12 protein-coding genes, 1 tRNA gene and 1 riboswitch are annotated in these 18,700 nt (G+C 52.0%); of the genes, 5 read left to right on the forward strand and 8 right to left on the reverse strand.

The features are described from left to right. Positions 1-11 precede the first annotated feature (11 nt). On the reverse strand, positions 12-2,603 hold the full coding sequence (glgP, locus tag CA13_RS27610) for an alpha-glucan family phosphorylase (RefSeq protein ID WP_146402206.1): 2,592 nt from the start codon (positions 2,601-2,603) through the stop codon (positions 12-14). A gap of 168 nt (positions 2,604-2,771) precedes the next feature. Further along, a complete protein-coding gene (locus tag CA13_RS27615) occupies positions 2,772-3,317 on the reverse strand; it encodes a hypothetical protein (protein WP_146402208.1) in 546 nt (181 codons plus the stop codon). A 159-nt stretch (positions 3,318-3,476) separates the two neighbouring features. Between CA13_RS27615 and CA13_RS27620 the strand changes: the two genes are divergently transcribed. Beyond that, a complete protein-coding gene (locus tag CA13_RS27620; protein ID WP_146402210.1) occupies positions 3,477-4,379 on the forward strand; it encodes a dienelactone hydrolase family protein in 903 nt (300 codons plus the stop codon). Positions 4,380-4,595: 216 nt separating this feature from the next. On the opposite strand, the gene CA13_RS27625 is transcribed toward CA13_RS27620, so the two are convergent. The 4 genes from CA13_RS27625 to CA13_RS27640 all read right to left on the reverse strand — a co-directional run bounded on the left by CA13_RS27625 (position 4,596) and on the right by CA13_RS27640 (position 10,015). Then, the gene (locus CA13_RS27625) at positions 4,596-4,919 is read right to left on the reverse strand and encodes a DMT family transporter (protein WP_146402212.1); all 324 of its coding nucleotides are present in this window, start codon (positions 4,917-4,919) and stop codon (positions 4,596-4,598) included. A gap of 30 nt (positions 4,920-4,949) precedes the next feature. Beyond that, positions 4,950-5,012: riboswitch (guanidine-III (ykkC-III) riboswitch) on the reverse strand. A 60-nt stretch (positions 5,013-5,072) separates the two neighbouring features. After that, a complete protein-coding gene (locus CA13_RS27630) occupies positions 5,073-6,191 on the reverse strand; it encodes an ABC transporter permease (RefSeq protein WP_146402213.1) in 1,119 nt (372 codons plus the stop codon). A 3-nt stretch (positions 6,192-6,194) separates the two neighbouring features. Further along, on the reverse strand, positions 6,195-8,954 hold the full coding sequence (gene rbbA / locus CA13_RS27635; protein ID WP_146402215.1) for a ribosome-associated ATPase/putative transporter RbbA: 2,760 nt from the start codon (positions 8,952-8,954) through the stop codon (positions 6,195-6,197). Further along, a complete protein-coding gene (locus tag CA13_RS27640) occupies positions 8,951-10,015 on the reverse strand; it encodes an HlyD family secretion protein (protein ID WP_419194911.1) in 1,065 nt (354 codons plus the stop codon). The genes rbbA and CA13_RS27640 overlap by 4 nt, the downstream gene beginning before the upstream one ends. Before the next feature lie 457 nt (positions 10,016-10,472). On the opposite strand from CA13_RS27640, the gene CA13_RS27645 reads away from it, so the two are divergent. Next, positions 10,473-10,766 (forward strand): hypothetical protein, encoded by a 294-nt coding sequence (locus tag CA13_RS27645; protein ID WP_146402217.1) that lies wholly within the window; start codon positions 10,473-10,475, stop codon positions 10,764-10,766. A gap of 116 nt (positions 10,767-10,882) precedes the next feature. Here the strand turns inward: CA13_RS27645 and CA13_RS27650 are convergent, their stop codons facing one another. Then, complete coding sequence (locus CA13_RS27650) at positions 10,883-12,478, reverse strand: sulfatase family protein (protein ID WP_419194912.1); 1,596 nt, start codon at positions 12,476-12,478, stop codon at positions 10,883-10,885. Positions 12,479-12,678: 200 nt separating this feature from the next. On the opposite strand from CA13_RS27650, the gene CA13_RS27655 reads away from it, so the two are divergent. Continuing rightward, positions 12,679-14,781, forward strand: coding sequence for an FAD-dependent oxidoreductase (locus CA13_RS27655; protein WP_419194913.1), 2,103 nt, complete (start codon positions 12,679-12,681; stop codon positions 14,779-14,781). A gap of 175 nt (positions 14,782-14,956) precedes the next feature. On the opposite strand, the gene CA13_RS27660 is transcribed toward CA13_RS27655, so the two are convergent. Then, positions 14,957-15,030, reverse strand: a tRNA-Asp gene (locus CA13_RS27660). Between the two features lie 826 nt (positions 15,031-15,856). Between CA13_RS27660 and CA13_RS27665 the strand changes: the two genes are divergently transcribed. Further along, positions 15,857-16,183: a DUF6793 family protein gene (locus CA13_RS27665; protein WP_146402221.1), complete on the forward strand. Its 327-nt coding sequence runs from the start codon at positions 15,857-15,859 to the stop codon at positions 16,181-16,183. Positions 16,184-16,292: 109 nt separating this feature from the next. Next, a complete protein-coding gene (locus CA13_RS27670; RefSeq protein WP_146402223.1) occupies positions 16,293-18,692 on the forward strand; it encodes a hypothetical protein in 2,400 nt (799 codons plus the stop codon). The last annotated feature ends 8 nt before the right edge of the window (positions 18,693-18,700 follow it).

Raw genomic sequence — 18,700 nt, forward strand, 5'->3', positions numbered from 1 at the left:
GAGGAAATGGCTTATCGTTGCCAGCAGATTAGACCAAGTTCCAATGGCACCGCGACACCGACATGCGTGGGCACGATGCGCGGCGTGAAATCCGTCGTGGGGCGTGTCGCATTAACCGATCCGCGGTAGCTTGCCCAGCCAGTCGCCTGCGAAGGCGATCCATCATCAAGCGATCCATCATTAGGCGATTCGACTCGCGTCATTGCTTGACGAAACGCGGTGTCGGGATTGACCTCGTCGGCATTGCTCGCATCAGCGTACAGTTCCACTCGCACGAAACTTGGGTCGAGGCCGTCTAGATCGACTTGGACTTCAAAGAGATGTTCCGACTCGGTGGATTGAACGCTCAGATTTCCAAATTTCAGCGATCCCCACTTTTCACGCAGTGAGTGTTTCCAGTTGACGATGCTCGTCCCCATGGCACCATTGTAGGCGACTCGCTCGTGGTAGGCCGCCGCCGCTCTCAGGTAGTGTTGTTCGGTGTATTCTCGCACGGTCCGAACGGCTGAAAAACGAGGCGTCAATTGTGACATGCTTGCCCGCATTCTGGAAAGCCACTTACTCGGAATCTCATGGTCGTCACGTTCATAGAACTCGGGAATCACTTCTTGTTCAAGCAAGTCGTAAAGTTGGTCCGCTTCGACCTTATCCCACGTTGATTCGTCATCATGTTCTTGGCCGTCACCGATTGCCCATCCGACTTCGGGCGTGTAAGCCTCGGCCCACCAACCGTCTAGTTCGGAAAGATTGATGCCGCCGTTGACTAGTATTTTCATGCCACTGGTTCCGCTTGCTTCCCATGGTCGTCGCGGCGTATTGATCCACACATCCACACCTTGTACCAACTGTTCCGTGAGTAACATGTCGTAGTCGCTCAGAAAGATCACATGATGTCGTGCGATGGGATCGCGCGTGAAATCGATCCATTGACGAATCAAGTCCTGTCCAGCCTTATCGGCAGGGTGAGCCTTGCCAGCGATGATAAGTTGCACGGGGCGTTCCGGATTCGTCAGCAGTTGAATCAGCCGAGCCGGGTCGTGTAACAATAAATTTGGTCGCTTATAAGTTGCAAAGCGACGGGCAAAGCCCAACGTCAATGAGTTGGGATCAAACAAGTGTTTTGCGGCTTCGACTTCGTTGGGCGAAGAACCGGAAGCCGCCAGTTGGCGTGATAGTCGTTTGCGTGCGTAATCGACGAGAGTATGAGTCGCATCGATGCGAAGTCGCCAAAGTTGTTCATCGGACACGCCGCGAATTTCGCTGGCAAGCGTTTCGTTCGTGCCGAGCCAACGATTTTTTCCGCACGCTTGCGTCCAAAGTTCATCGGCGGATGCGGAATCCCAGCTCGGCATGTGGACTCCGTTGGTCACATGTCCGATTGGCACATCGTCCTCGGGCCAATTCGGAAACAGCGGTTCGAAGATTCGTCGACTGACTTTGCCGTGTAAACGACTGACGCCGTTGACGGCACCGCTTCCGTGGATTGCCAGATAGGCCATATTGAAGCTCTCTGACGCATCGCGTGGGTTTTTCCGCCCTAAAGCCAGCAACTCATCCGCGGAGATCCCAAGGCCTTTTTGAGCATATCCACTTAGATATTGGACGATTAGGTTGGGAGCGAATCGGTCAAAGCCAGCGGCCACAGCCGTGTGAGTGGTGAACAGGTTGCCGGCTTGGGTAACTGCGAGTGCAATTTCAAAGGGCTGTCCCGTTTCTTGCATAAAACAGCGAGCACGCTCCAGCACAGCGAAGGCCGCATGACCTTCGTTCAAGTGGCAAACCTCCGGTTGGATGCCTAGTGCGGTGAGTAAACGCCAGCCACCAATGCCTAGAATTAGCTCTTGCTTGAGACGCAATTCGGGGCCGCCGCCATACAGTTCGCTTGTGATCCCCCGATGCTCGGGGAAGTTTGCAGCGTCGTTGCTGTCCAACAGATAGAGTTTGACGCGGCCAACTTGGGCCTGCCATGCTCGCAACCATACCGAGTAGCCTGGCAAGTCAATGTTCAGACGCAACCACTCTCCGCCGGCTTCACGTAGTGGAGTGATTGGTAATTGTCCAGGGTCGTTATAGGGATACAACGCTTGTTGAGTACCATTCTTGTCGATCGTTTGGCGAAAGTAGCCTTGTTGGTAAAGCAGACCTACGGCGACCATGGGCACACCTAAATCGCTGGCTGCTTTCAGTTGGTCACCCGCAACGTTGCCTAAACCACCAGAGTAAATCGGCAGCGCCTCGCTTAACATAAACTCCATGCTAAAGTAGGCCGCGCAGGTCAACGGCGACGATGGATAGCTTTGTTGAAACCACGCGGGTTGTTCCGCTGTTTGACGGCGCACGCTAATCAACGCATCAATTGTTTTGCGAAACTCAGCATCGTCAAGTACATGTTCGATTTGTTCGCGAGATACCGTCTGTAACACAACCCAAGGATTTTGTGTCATTTCCCACAGTTCAGAATCCAACCGCCGCCATACTTCGTCGGTTGCATGATTCCACGAAGAACGAAGGTCGAGCGCTAATTCCGCGAGGGAATCAAACCCGTCGATTTCGGTAGGGAGGAAATTGTATACCGGGTGAATCGCACGTACTTGTTTACTCATGACCGGGTTTTCAATGCAACCAGTATGCCAAGTCGAATTTATGCAAGTTTTGCAATCGAAGCGTGCGGATTCGGACAAATTATGTGCGGCTCGTTTACCTTCTATCACCGATCAATGTGGTAGACGGCTAGCTGCAAGCATCCACGATGCCCTATTTGAGTTGGGGGCTTATTTGAGTTGGGGATTCAGTGATCGCATATAGTCCGGCGATGGTCCCACGTAACAATGACAGTGCTTGCATACCGACGATGCGTCCGGCACACCACGTGAACAAACCGGGCACCTTCGCATGGTTGGCATTTCCTCCGTGAAGACCGGCTGCTGCGAAGTTTTGTAGTCTCCCAAAATGCGCATCACGCCCGTGTCAGATAACTCATCACGCTTGGTGGATGCCGGGCTCGGCTGTTGTCTCAAGTCGATTGGCATGATTTGATTTCCCAGAATTCGCATCACACCCGTATCGGAGAGTGGGTCTTGGGGACGCGTCACAGTAACCGGTTGTTGGCACACCGGACAGGGAAGCGTTCGGCCGATCGCTCGCTCCGGAGCACGTAGCAAGTGCCCCGAGGGGCAAGTGACTTCGACAGTATGGCTATGGTCCATTCCTTCAAGCTCCATGCGGTTTGACAGCCCCCGTAAAGTTAGGTGACGGGTGACCAATGCGAATTGAACCCCTGTCGCAGCGGAGGGTATCGGCTGGGAACGGGAATTCACGACTCTTTTCTCTGCCGAATCTCTGGCGAAACTTATTCGTATGTTCGGGGTTTCAGTGGAGGCACGTATCGACACAGTCGTGGCTATGCTCTGTTTTTCACGTTGGAATGTGAATTTGCCCCCACAAGAAACGCAACCACAAAAACAAGGTGAAATGCTGTGAATCGCAAGCCCACATCCGATTTCGACCAAGAAGTCCTCGACCTTTACGACGACTACGCTCATGGGCGACTCGATCGTCGTGAATATGTCAAACGGCTCGCTGCGTTCGCGGTTGGTGGTATGACGGTCGAAACTCTCGTATCAAGCCTCAGTCCCAACTATGCCTGGGCCCAACAAGTCGCACCGGACGATCCACGCATTAAGACCGAAACGATTGCTTTTGAATCGCCGCTCGGCGCGGGACAGCAGGACGGAAAAGAAATGAGTGGTCTGCTCGCTCGTCCGGTCGAAGGCACGAAGTTTCCTGCAGTGTTGGTGATCCACGAGAATCGCGGCTTAAACCCGTATATAGAAGACGTCGCCCGTCGCTTGGCCACCCAAGGCTTCTTGGCACTTGCTCCCGATGCGCTTGCGCCGCTTGGCGGATATCCAGGCAACGATGACGATGGTCGAGCCATGCAGGGTCGCCGCGACCGCGAAGAAATGGCGCAAGATTTCATTGCTGCAGCAAAGCTGATCGACACCCATCCCTATTCGACCGGCAAAGTTGGAACGGTTGGGTTTTGCTATGGGGGCGGAATGGTCAACCAGCTCGCAGTTCGTATTCCAGACATCATTGACGCCGGCGTGCCGTTCTATGGAAGCCAACCCGAGGCGAGTGACGTTGGGAAAATCAAAGCACCGCTGTTGATTCATAATGCTGAATTCGACCGTCGCATCCTCGCCGGGGCGCCCGCCTTCGAGCAAGCACTTACAGAAAACAACATCGTCTTCGAGTCGCACGTGTACCCCGGCGTCAATCACGGTTTTCATAACGACACAACACCGCGCTACGACAAAGCCGCCGCCGAATTAGCGTGGGAACGCACCATCGCTTTCTTCAGGAAATATCTTGCTTGACAAGACCACCTGCGGCTAATGCATTGCCACTCCTTTATAAACTCTCTCTGTTAGTGCGGAGCGATTGCGTTTTGAAGCACTCACGCAGCCGGACTCAGCAAAGGTTTACGGGGAAAAAACGATGCCTTTCCCGGATATGCGTTGAGCCAATGGAGTCATTCGCTGCCACCGCGGAAATTGGATGACAAACATTAGGTGGCTTGACCCTTGAGCAACTCAATTTGCGGCCGACAGCTTAAGTCCGGCGAGTGAGATGACCAAGAGAACCAGAAACGTCAGTCGCCATACCGACGTTGACTCACCCAAGAAAACGATTCCGAAGATCGCTGTCCCTAACGCTCCAATGCCCATCCACACGGGATAGGCTGTTCCAATCGGTATATGTCGAACTGCAATCGAGAGCAGTCCGATGCTGGCGATATACGCAATGATGGTCCAAACGCTTGGCCACAGCCTTGTAAAGGCGTCACTGTACTTCAAACCGATCGCCCAGCCGATTTCGAGTAATCCGGCGAACAAAAGAATGATCCAAACCTTCACGACAACGTACCCAGGGTTCTTGGAAATGGAATAGCGTCGTCTTGTCTTAACCGGGTACGGCGCGTCTCGTCCGGATTGTCAGACGGACTATAGATACTTTGTCTTTTCCCCTCAACACCGCTGCTCGCGTACGCCCTCTCAGCTTGCGATGCTCTACATCTGTCCGATTGCGATACGGAAACGCGCGTGGGAGACACCGAAGAAGATTGTTCCGATCAATGCGAGTGCTGCGAATTGTGGCCATACGATTGATAAGTTCGCTCCTCGGTAAAGGATTCCTTGGGCCAGCATGACAAAGTGGGTGGTCGGCGCCGTTAGCATGATATGCTGGATTGCTTCCGGCATGCTTTCTCGCGGAGTCAAACCTCCGGATAACATTTGCAGCGGTATCAACACTAACATGATCAATAAGCCGAATTGCTGCATCGAGCGCGCGAATGTTCCCATGAAGATGCCCATCGATGTGGTAGCAAACAAATGCATCGCAGCACCGCCAAGAAATAGTAATAGCGAGCCTTCGATCGGGACCGCCATCAAGCCCTGTACGACGAAGACTAGCGAAAGTGTGCTTGCGAGCAAAACGACCAACCCCATGGACCAAACCTTGCTGGACATGATCTCTAAAGGAGTCACCGGCATGGCTAATAGATGCTCGATCGTTCCGCGTTCTCGTTCCCGGATCAACGCAGCTCCTGTCAGTACGATCGACAACATCGTGATTTGGTCGATCACCTGGATTACAGCGCCGAAATACGTCTTGTTGAGTGTTGGGTTAAATCGTACTCGGTCCACTAACTCGACTGGCATCGTGGTCGATTCGCGATACCGCTGAACGAATGTTTGAACCTCATCCGATACAATGGTTTGCACGTAGCTACTACCGGTGAACGCTTGGCTAACACGAGTCGCGTCGACGTTCAACTGGATCGTCGGTCCGCGACCAGCCAACACGTCTCGTTGAAAATCGGGCGGGATGTCCAGCGCGAACGTGTCTAGGCCAGAGTCCATCCGCCGGTCCATTTCCGCTCTCGTGATTTGCTTTGGTGGTAGGAAATAGGGTTGCTGGAATGCGTCGATGATTCGCTGAGACAACGGTGATTGGTCTTCGTCCACAATCGCGATGGGGGCTTCATTTAGCGTGTCTGGCATCGCAGTAGCCGCTGTGTAAACAGACACTGTGAATGCAAATGCAATGAGGAATAGCAGAATCGGATCGCGAACCAGACTCCACAGTTCCTTTTTCCCAAGTCGGTAGATGTTTTTCAACCGCATCAACTATGCCTCCTGCTTTTTCAGTAGCGTTATACTTAAACTGATCAACACGAGGCCGGCAATCACGAGGGGCACGAAGGCATGGTAGAGATCCGCAAATCCAAGTGCCTTGGAGAACGTGCCACGAGAGATGGTCAAGAAGTGTGTGGTAGGGAATACCTGTGAGACGAGTGCCCCAGCGCCTTTGAGGGACGAAACGGGATCGATCATTCCTGAGAAGGTGGTGGCTGGCAAAATCGTGAGAACTGCAGTGCCGAAGATCGCTGCGATCTGACTGCGCATAAACGTCGAGATCAACAGGCCCATTGCCGTCGCACAGAAAACGTAGACCAAAGCGGCAACCGCTTCCGTTGCGAAACTGCCTTTCATCGGGACACCAAAGAACCATATTGCCAACATTGTAAGTAACAGAAAATTGAACATTCCCAATACGATGTACGGAATCTGTTTGCCAAGTAGGAACTCCAAGCGAGTGACGGGCGTTGCGTAAAAATTGATGATCGAACCGAGTTCCTTCTCGCGTACCACGGCCAATGCCGCCAGCATTGCTGGGATCAACATTAGCAACAGTGGAATCACTGCGGGGACCATTGCCATAATGCTTTTGACGTCAGGGTTGTATCGATATCGGGTCTCGATCGTCGCGGCAGATGTCGATAAATCCCGTCCGTAGCAGTATTTTGCCTGTGTCGCAAGCCATTTGACGTGCATCCCTTGGACGTAACCGCGGATGGTTTCGGCTCGCATCGGCATCGATCCATCGATCCAAACTCCAATTTGAACCTCGTCGCCGCGAGCAACGTTACGAGCCAAGCCGGGCGGAATCTCGAGTGCCATGCTGATTCTGCCGGCTCGCATTTGTTGGTCGAGTTGGTCGTAGTTGTAGATCGGCGGTTGCTCGATGAAGTATCGTGATCCCGATAGGTTCAGGGCGTAGTCACGGCTGAGGGTAGTTTGGTCACGATCCAGTACGGCAAACTTCAGATTTTCAACATCCATGGTGATGCCGAAACCCATAATGATCAGAAGCAAAACGCTGCCGAGTCCAGCCAAAGTCAGCCGAATCGGATCACGGCTGAGTTCAAGTGATTCGCGGATCACGTAACTCATCATCCTGCGGAGGCTGAACGAGTGAGATATGCTTCCCATGTGCGTGTCTGCAGGCTGCATCTGCTGTTGAACACTTTCAGGAACACGACGATGCGGTTTCTCGAGCCCAAGCTGCGAGTTTACTCCACTTTCTAAATAGCCGATGAAGGCGTCCTCCAACGTTTCACTGCCACTCTTCTCAACCAGTGCGGCAGGTGTATCGCTCACCAATACTCGTCCTGCATGCATCAATGAAATACGATCACAACGCTCTGCTTCGTTCACAAAGTGACTTGAGATGAAAATTGTCACTTTGTCTCGACGTGAAAGTTCCACCAAGTGTTTCCAAAACGAGTCTCGGGCGACGGGATCGACGCCGGAGGTTGGCTCATCCAAAATGAGAAGTTCCGGTTTGTGAATCAACGCGACGGCTAAAGACAATCGCTGGCGTTGCCCGAGTGGCAGCGAGTCCGGCAGTGCGCAAATAATCTCGGTTAGTCCGAATCGGTTTTCCATTTCCTTTACCCGGTCCGGTATCTCAGACTCAGGAACTTGAAACAGCCGTGCGTGAAGGACTAGGTTTTGGTGAACGCTCAATTCCGAATACAACGAGAACGCTTGTGACATATATCCCACGCGGCGTCGGACATTCAAATCGTTCGCATCAATACTCTGGCCAAATAATGACGCATGGCCGTCACTGACTGGCAATAGCCCAGTCAACATTTTCATCGTGGTCGTTTTTCCGCAGCCATTCGAACCGAGAAAACCAAAAATTTCCCCTCTCTCAATTCGGAAAGTCACTCCGTCCACTGCGACAAAATCGCCAAAACGTGTGGTTAGATTCTCTGCCTCAATGGCCACTTCATGATCGTCTCGATCGCGTGGTGGAATTCGCACGTCGACATGACCTCGCCTCTTTTCGTCAGGTAACAATGCAATGAACGCTTTTTCCAACGATTGCGTGTCAGTTCGTTCAAGTAGTTCTCTCGGCGTTCCCATCGCCAGCACTCGTCCGTCATCCATCGCGATGAGCGAATCGAATCGAGATGCCTCGTCCATGTAGGCAGTCGCTACGAGGACACTCATGCCGGGACAGTGAGAGCGAATGTCGTCAATCAGTTCCCAGAACTGGCGCCGGGAAAGTGGATCGACACCTGTTGTCGGTTCGTCCAGAATCAATAAATCGGGATCATGAATCAACGAGCAGCAGAGACTGAGTTTTTGTTTCATGCCTCCCGAGAGTTTGCCGGCAGACCGATCTGCGAACGCTGTCAAACCAGTGCTATCGAGAAGTCTCGCTATCCGATTTTTTCGTTCCCAGCGACTCAGGCCAAATAGACGTCCAAAGAATTCGGCATTCTCGGTTACGGATAGCGTTGGGTATAGATTCTTGCCAAGTCCTTGAGGCATGTATGCGATGCGGGGACATACTTTACTTCGATGAGCGTGATCCGCTATGTCACCACCGAGCACTTCGATCCGCCCACTTTGGACGCGACGCGTTCCAGCAATAAGTGACAATAGGCTTGATTTTCCGACACCGTCTGGGCCAATCAGTCCAATCATGCAACTCGCGGGCAATGCAACAGATACCGCATCGAGTGCAAGTGTCTTGCCATAAACTAAGCTGGCATCTTGGATCTGAACCACATTGTTTTTTGCCTTATTCATTTTGGCAACTTGACCTTCAAGTCATCTGGCCATGGGTACTGTTCGCCCAAGCGTACGTAAGCCATACCAGGCAGTCCGGTTTTCACTTTTCGGATATGATCATTCAATAAATCGGGATCGATTCTTGCCTTGATTCGGAACATCAACTTTTGGCGTTCGACCTCCGTTTCCACTGTCTTTGGCGTGAATTGAGCCACATCGGCAACAAATGTGGCTTGTGCTGGGATAACAAATTGTGGGACTGCATCGAGAACCAAACGGACGTCCGCGCCTAGTGTGACTCGTCCCGCTTGTTCGGTCGGCAGGAAAAATGTCATGTAAACGTCCGACAAATCGACCATGTTCAGAACCGTCCCGCCAGCACCAAGAACTTCACCTGGTTGTGCAACGCGATACTGGACCCGTCCATCTCGCGGCGACACCAATGTGCTGTCATCGATGTCAGCTTGAATTCGCTGGATTGTGGATTCTGCCGCCGCGACCGACGCCTCTGCTTCAATCACTTGTGACTTTGCCGCCGTGATCCCCGCTTTTGCGGTTGCTACGTTCGCTTCGGCGCTACTGACGCCTGCTTTTGCGCTGAACAACGCTGCCATCTTCGTATCAAAATCTTCGACCGACACCGCATTCTCTTGCGAGAGTTCTTCGGCACGTTTGAAATTCTTCGTAGCGAGTGATAGCTCCGCTTTTCGTTGTGAGACCAGTGCCTCTGCGGCAGTCTCTTGGCACTGCTGTTGCTTTACAATACTGTTGGCTACGTCAACGGAGTTTTTGGCACGAAGCAGGTTCGCCTTGGCTTCACCGAGTTGAGCGTCGAGGACACGGGTGTCCATGTGTGCGATTTCTTGCCCGGCGGTTAGGAAGTCACCTTCGTCCACTAACACGTCCACAAGGCGTCCCGGTGTTTTGGTGGCAATATCGATCTCGACCGCCTCGATACGGCCATTGCTACTAGCGATTCCTTCGGGCATATCCTCTGGTTCAATGTAATGCCACGCATAGTAGCCCAGTGCCGCAATCACGCACAGAATAATCAAAGTCAGCGAATGTCGAGTGTTCATTTTTCCGTTTAGGAGAAGTTAAGTGTCGTATGAATTCAGCTCGTGTTTTTGTACCGCTTGAAAACAGGAACTTCTGGGCCTTTGACCTGCGCGGTCTTGATGCCTGTTGCGAAGTGGCAACGCAATGTGTGTGCCAATGGGCAATCGGGAATTGAGAGGGGGCCGAAATGCGTCGCAAGCGATGTTCACGGGAAGACTAGTGCTTGGCGAAAACACCATCGTTGCAGGCTGAGGAATGGCTCGTTTGAAACTACCTACGAGTTTCGCCAACCTGCGAAGTTGCGGCATCACGTCCCATGCAAGCTCTTTTGACAACCACGCTCAGTCAGTGTGCGTTAGTGCACAACGGAGTGCCGATTTGGCCTTAACGTGAGTCGGTACCTAAGTTGCAGTGCAATGCAAGTTGTTCGTTTTCAATTCACTTTTCCTCGTAAACAACTGAAAGTAGGTTATGAAGATGAAAGATCCATTTATCGAAAGGGAGTGGGCAACGTTATGCGACCACTTAACAGAGTGTGCGTCGGCGATCGCTGAGAATAAAACGGAGCAATCCGACTACTTGCTACAAGCTCGACAATTCTCGGACCAGACCGTTCCAGCAGTGTATCGCGAATTGTTGAACAGGACTGCTGCCGCAGCACAACTTGCGATCCGATGGCAGAACTGCGAACAAGAAGCAATGATCGACGAAACGCTTGACGAGAGCTTCCCGGCAAGTGATCCGCCCGCGTTTAGCCATGCGCATGCGTAGAAGCACGGATATCGTAGAACCAACGAAAACACTCACTCTTGCAACCAGTATTTGCAGACAGCATTTGCAAATACCGGGATAGACGTCCGAAGGGTTGGTCGTGTGTGCCTTGGTGCCTACAGCGGGAAGTGGCCGGGCAGAGTCTCGATTATTTCGCTGAGTTCATGCCGCATCTCTTCGAGCTTCATTCGATGTTCCGGGGCATCGGCGAGATTGTTCTGCTCGTTGGGATCTTTCATCAAATCATACAGTTGATCTCGATCAAAGTAGGCTGGATAGGAACCGGTCGACTTGCTCTCGGCATGGCCGCCGCCAGGGATCGCCGTTAGATGGCTGAACGGGGCTGTGGGGTCTGCGGTTACGATTTCTAAATGTTTGCGATGTCTCTCGGCGTTCCATTTTGCGAGCACTTTTTCTCGTTCCTCCATCGACATGTTTTCGAGATGCTCCGGATAGCGGATTGCCATGTACTTCCAATTGCCCTTGCGAATACTGCGAGCATATCCAAGTTCAAAGTAAAGCACCCGTTCAGCCTCTTGTTCTTGGCCGTTGAGCGAAGGAAGAAAGCTTTTTCCGTCAAAGGGAACGGAGGAGTAATCCACTCCAGCGATATCGAGTATCGTCGGCGCAAAGTCAACGATGGATAGCAACGAATCACATTCCTCGCCGGCTGGGAATCCGCCCTTTTTCCAGACGATGCTGGGGTCGTGCACACCTCCTTGATAAAGTGTTCCTTTGGCGCGTTGGCCATGGTCACTGAAGAAAAAGAAAACCGTATTGTCAAGTTGGCCGGTCTCTTCGAGCTTGTCGATCAGCGCCCCCACCGCATCATCGAGCCAAAGCATGTTAGCCGTGTCGTTATTAACGGGAAATCCCGCCGCTGCCAATCGTTGAGGGATCGTATCCCGCGCAGGCTGGACAACGGGCGGGTTGTCTAAATATCCAATGGCCGTGATCTTTGGATCTGCGTTCCAAGAGCGATTCTTTTGCGTTGGGCCGTGGGGAACGGTGGTCGCGAAATAGAGAAAGAACGGATTCTCATGCGGTTGGCCAATAAACTCAACTCCACCCTCGGTAATCCAATCCATGTTCTGGACGGCAACTTCGTGGAGCCCTAGAAAGTCTGGATTGTTGTGGTAGACACGGTCAACAAAATCAAATCCGCTTCGCCGAATCGCTTGACAAACATGATCGTGATTTGCTTTTAGCTGGGCTTGGTTGTGCAAGCTTTTTGCACTCGCATCAAAATCGGGAAATCGGCTCAATCCCTTTGCTTCGACCACATGATTTTTGCCGACCATGCCAGTGGCGTATCCGGCCTTCTTCATCAATCCCTGCAGCGTGGTGTCGCCTTTGATGATGTGCGTGTTGAATTCGACAATCGTTTGGCCTTCCCGCTTGGTGATTGCTTTGAATGATGCATTGTTGGCGCGACTTGCGTACAAACCGGTCAACACGTTGTAACGGCTTGGGGTGCAAATCGGGGAACAGACATGCTGCTGAGTCAACACGGTGCCCTCGCGGGCAAGCCGGTCAATGTTTGGCGTTAGGTTCTTCCCTTTGCCGTGGGGCAGACAGTTGAAGTGCTTCGGTAGCATGTCGTCTGCGATGAAAAACACAACATTCGGACGCGAGGCATTGTTGGCCACTACCGAGCCAATCGTCCACAGGGCGAGCCCCAATGCGGAAATAAGACGGTGATTGGATTTCAAAATTCTTCTCTTTTTCGATAGGTTGTTCAAAATTGCACAATGAGTTGTCCGGGCTGGCGAGGCCCGAGGGCTTCGTCGGCATACCTTTGTTGACAATGGTGTCGACATCATCTTCAAGTTTCACATCCGACGTGCTCACAAACGGATTCGAGATGGTTATACTCTGGGCCCCTACCCATCACACCACTAGGAACCCGCCAATGCTACTTTCTTCCAGTGTAGCGAGACACGCATCCGTCATGTTGACCGCTTGCCTGACTGCTTGTTTTACCTTTGCATTGACACTTCCAACTGTCTTAGCCAGCACACATCAGTACGATGTTGTCGTCTACGGTGGCACCAGCGCAGGAGTCATCAGCGCGGTGGAAGCGAAAAAGTTGGGCAAGTCCGTTGTGATTGTTTGCCCCGATCAGCATTTGGGTGGTTTGAGTGCTGGCGGACTTGGCTTTACTGACACGGGAAACAAAGCGACGATTGGTGGTTTGTCCCGAGAATTCTATCATCGGGTATTCCTGGAGTACCAAAAGCCGGAAACATGGAAGTGGCAAAAGCAAGACGAGTACGGAAACCGCGGGCAGGGGACTGCGGCTATTGATGGGGAACAACGAACCATGTGGATTTTTGAACCACACGTTGCAGAAAAAGTCTTTGCAGATTTTGTGGCCGAATTTCAAATCCCGGTCAATCGCGACCGTTGGCTCGATCGAGAAAACGGCGTTGAAATGGAAGCCCAGAAAATCCTTTCCATCACGATGACTAACGGAGAAAACTATATCGGCAAAGTTTTCATCGACGCCACCTACGAGGGCGATCTGATGGCGGCAGCCGGAGTTGACTATCACGTTGGACGCGAAGCAAATTCGACGTACAACGAAGCGTGGAATGGTAGCCAAGTCGGCGTTTTGCACCACGGACATCACTTTAAAGATCCCATTAGCCCCTACAAAATCCCCGATGATCCCAGCAGCGGTCTGCTATTTGGCATCAGCGACCAAAAGCCAGCCGCTTATGGCGAAGAAGATCATCGCGTTCAGGCTTACTGTTATCGAATGTGTTTGACCGACCAGCCCGCCAACCGCTTGCCGTTCCCCAAACCTGAAAACTACAACCGCAAAGATTATCAGTTGCTTTTACGCGTTCTGAAGTCCGGTTGGCGTGATGTGTTTCGCAAGTTTGATCCCATTCCTAATCATAAAACGGACACAAATAATCACGGACCATTCAGCACCGATTTCATTGGTGAAAACTACGACTATCCCGATGCATCATACGACCAACGCAAGCGAATACTTCAACGTCATGTCAATTATCAACAGGGCCTGATGTACTTCTTGGCCAATGATCCTGAAGTTCCTGACGACGTGCGAGAAGAATTCAACGAGTGGGGATTGGCTGATGACGAGTTCATCGACAATGGCGGTTGGCCTCATCAAATCTACGTTCGCGAAGCCAGACGCATGGTCGGCAAGTATGTGATGACCGAAGCGGATTGTTTTCGAAATCGAAAAACTCCTGAGCCGATCGGGATGGGATCCTACACGTTGGATTCACACAATGTTCAGCGATATGTCAAAGACGATGGCTTTATTCAAAATGAAGGCGATATCGGAGTTCGTATCAATCGGCCCTATCAAATTGCTTACGGGGCGCTGGTTCCTAGACAAGGCCAATGCGAAAACTTGTTGGTGCCAATCTGCGCTTCGTCCAGTCATATCGCGTTCGGTTCCATTCGAATGGAGCCGGTTTTCATGATCCTTGGTCACTCGGCTGCAGCTGCCGCGGGAATAGCGATTGATCAAAATATCGCGGTGCAAGAAGTCTCGTATGAGCAATTGAAAGCTCAACTAGAAAGGGAAGGACAAATCCTCGATCTCGCATCTGACCTGCCGGAGGACTTGCCGGGCTTCGTTGTCGATGACTCGGAAGCAGAATTGACGGGCGATTGGCAGCACTCTTCGTCGACGCGGCCGTACATAGGTGTTGGCTATGCTCACGATGGACACAGTCATCAAAACATGACTGCGGCGTTTAAAGCCAAGTTACCGAAGACGGGCAGATACGAAATTCGGGTTGCCTATTCAGTGCATGAGAATCGAGCGACCAATGTTTCGGTGTCGATCGAATCGACAGCGGGTCTGGTTACCAAAAGCATAAACCAGCGAAAATCACCACCGATCCAAAATCAATGGATAAGCCTGGGGAAATTCGAATGTTCCCAACAAAGCTTTGTCATCATCAGTAATACAGACGCAGACGGTCACGTCATTGTTGATGCGGTGCAATGGCTGTCGGTCGAGGAATAGGTCCAACCTTGGCTGCGTCGCGAGTCGTAGTGAAGATACACTGGCCCTGAGCTGCGACTGCGCCCCCAAGATGCTGAGGGGGCGGAAAATTCCTATCATGCACACTCAAAAACGTGCCTAGAAGAATTTGGCAAGTATCGAATCGATACTGCAAATTAGGAAAGACGAAAGAAAGCGACGCGGACGGGACTCGAACCCGCAACCTCCGGATCGACAGTCCGGGGCTCTAACCAATTGAGCTACCGCGCCATTTGATTGTCATTTTTCCTATCCGTGGGGCTGTCGGATGTACCGTCAGCAACTTGGGGAAAAAGAAGATGGCTTGGAGCACTTTCTTTTCTAACTGTGATGCCATTTCGATGGCGATCACTGTTGTTGTGAGGCAGATTATATCGGTCACGGTTATCGCTGCAAGTCACCTTTGCAAAGAACTTTTTTGAACTTGGTGACTTGGGGTGCGATTGTGCCGGTTGCAAGGGAAAAGGGCGGGTTTTAGTACATTTTCGTGTTGCGAATGACAATTTCTTGGTCTTTCTTTCGTCGATCAAACCTAGGCTTTGATGGAACCTGGTCGAGATTTTTTTCATCGTGCGTCGTATTGATCGACCATAGGTAGCCACAGCCCGATACCGCCCCTCATCCGTTCGACAGGTTCATCATGTTCCAAGAATCACTCTTCGCGTTCTCGATCACCGAATGGTTTCGTGATGGCATCCATGAAATCGTACATGGGTTCAACCATATGAACGTGACCCAATGGGGAATTCTGTCTGCATGTGCCGTGGCATTTGGCTTTCTGTGTCTCAAGGGACACGCGATCCGTCGATAGACGCGAGCTCGCCACACGCAGCGGTGGAAACGATCTTTGGATACAACAATCTTGAGACCCCCCCCCGGCAAAAACAACCAAAACCGTGCCTTCCCATTGAGCAGGCAGAAAACTGGGTAAGAATCTGTCGTTACTGGACTCCTAAACTTTGCATCGGGCTGTAATAGCGGTATCATTAAGTTGTCTCAGTGTGGTGGATTCACTACCACATCACCGAATTGCCGACTCTGCTTAAGGAGCTTTCCGATGCCACTGTTCGAGGTTGAAACCGATTCACACATTTTGATCACGTGGGCCGAAGACGAGGACGCAGCCCGTGCGGTCGTCGCCGAGGCATACCCAAGCGATGAGATCGCCCGGTTAACCAAACGCCCACGTGATACATGGGTTATCAGTAAGGGAGCACTTGGGTTGACGAATACCGCATCCGACCCATGTGCAATCGCTCGCGAATGCCTGAGCCGATCTTCTGGCGATAAAGTCAATGCCATCCGCCTCTATCGCATGGAAACCGGCAGCGATTTGGAACACGCGCGAAAAGCGATCGAATCGAACATGGTGATGGGCTGGTAGAAATACTGTCAGATATTGGATGTCAGCTATCAGCTCATTTAGCTGATAGCTGGTCGTGTTTGGACTGCTAACAGGGTTTCGCTGAACGCTCCCCCGTCACCGCTTTTCTATGCGTTTCACTCTCCTGCTTGCTCTGCTCTGTGTTCCGCTGATCGTTGGTTGCCAAGGTTGCCGCGATGAGTCGGCTGATGCAGAAAAAGAGAAGAACAAAATACCGATACAGGATTTTTCGTCGGCGCCTGCACAAACGTTTCCCGACGATCAAGGTGTGATCGGTGGCGCAATCAAACCAGGCCACTGGTTCACGGCATCTCAGTCGCTCAAGAGCAACAAGGAAGATCGCCGCGGCGAATTGGAAAGTCATATCGATGTGGTGACGGGTCTATCGTTCGGCAGACCGATCAATGACTCGTCGGACGGGGCAAACGTTGAGAGTGATGATACGAACAAGTCGATCCAAGGTCGCGTCGCCAACCTTCGACCTGTCACCTTGCCCAAAGGGCAAGGTCGCCGATTTGACTATCGCATCTTGGCTCCTCGGGTAGGCACGACCAATGCTCGATCACGACTGCGAAGTTCATTTGTCGCTTCGGATCGATCAAGCACCTATGAAACCCTTTCCCAGCCTTTCGATACGTTGTCCTACGAAGAATACTTCTTCGTGATTTTGACCACGCGGCCCGAGCGGTTCGCAAAATTGCAGGTCGCTGATTGGCGGAAACCATTTCGCTCGGAATTGGAGTTTGATAACCAGTCGGCCAACTATCGAATCGTGATCCCTCAAAGCGGGGAATTATTGCCACTCTCCGAAACGATGCTTGATTGGACTAGCACGGCGGTGGTTCTGTGGGATGACATTTCCTCCGATGCGTTAACTCCCGGACAATTTCAAGCAATCAACGATTGGGTTCGATTTGGTGGCCAATTGCTCGTTAATGGATCGGATGCATCAGAGGCGATCGCCAATTCGACTTTGCACGATGTCTTGCCTTTGGATCCTAAAGGCAACGTCGAGTTGGATTCCGACGCGGGCAGCGAGTTGCTCTCAAATTGGTCGGTTGCCTCGGATCGATCAACGCAGAAACAAATTGCGCTGCTTCGAAGCCAATCAGGTCGCATTGCGATCGACGGATCCCTTGCAAGAGATGCGAAGCCAATCGAGAGTACCGGCGGGTTAATTCTGAGCCGACAACTTGGCCGAGGTCGAGTCGTCCAGTCGCGGTTCGATTTGACGAGTGATTGGTTCACCAATTGGCAATCATTCGATAGTTTCTTCAATGCGGTGATGCTCGATCGGCCTCGCCGGAAGCTGATCGCTACATCCGAAATGGAGATGCCGACCCACCAATATCCGGATTTAGGGATCGCCGATGCGGTGCCGACGATCAATTCGAAGTTTCGCTTGTTCAGTCGTGATAGCCTTATTTACTCGCCGGATGCGGATGCGGATGCGGATGCGACGAAGCGTGATGAGACGAAGCGTGATGCAACTACGACGGTGCGTTCCAACCTGGACCCATTCACACGCTCCGACCCGGTGACCGGTACGAGTGGCTGGGGGGGCTATAGTGATGCAAGTGAGATTTTCAAACGAATTCTTCGCAGCGAATCGGGGATTGAAATCCCCCGTTCTCGATTGGTGATTTGGTCGCTTGGTTACTATTTAATTGCTTTAGTGCCGCTGAACTATCTGTTGTTCCGTTTGATCGGACGGTTGGAGTACGCGTGGATGGCGGTTCCGGTGATTTCGATCGTTGGCGCCGTATGGGTTGCGCACACGGCAAGGCTTGACATTGGGTTCGCGCGAAGTCAAACCGAGATTGCGATTCTTGAAACGCAAGCGGACTATCCTCGTGCACATTTGTCGCGAATGGTTGCGATCTATAATTCATTATCGAGTACGTACGAATTTCAATTCAAGACGGTCGATGCTGTGGCGGACGTGATTCCCGACAAAGCGAAAGCGAATGATGCGCCGACCATGGTCTTTCGCACTGACTTTGAGGAAGGGCCTTCGCTTAGTGGGGTTGCCGTGGGCAGTAATCAAACGCAGTTAGTCCGCACCGAACAAGTGGTCGACCTTGGTGGAGGAATTTACCGCAGTGGTGATGACTTGATCAACGAGAGCGATTACGAGTTTCTCGAGGCGATTGTGGTCGAACGTGATGCTGCATCCAAATCGTCCGTCGCAGTAGTCGGTACCGTATCCGCAGGATCCAAGACGAAGATGCGTTTTTCGAGTGATCGGAGAGTGAAGGTACCGAGTGATTTGCCGTTGCAGACAACGGAATTGATGAGCCGTCTGTTGCGTGCCGAATCGATGCCGCCATCCTCGTCCCGTATGGTGGCCAGGATCGATGCATCGGTGCCAGGGATGACGGTTGTTCCAAGTGCGAATCAAGTGAACGCTCAAACGGTTGTGATTTCGCATTTGCAGCATCCTCCGTTTCAAAAACGTCAAGCCGACGTCAATCTGATTACTGACTTCCGCTCAGAAGATCGTCTTTGATCGCCGAC

Source organism: Novipirellula herctigrandis, assembly GCA_007859835.1.
In the GTDB taxonomy this organism is placed as follows: domain Bacteria; phylum Planctomycetota; class Planctomycetia; order Pirellulales; family Pirellulaceae; genus Novipirellula_A; species Novipirellula_A herctigrandis.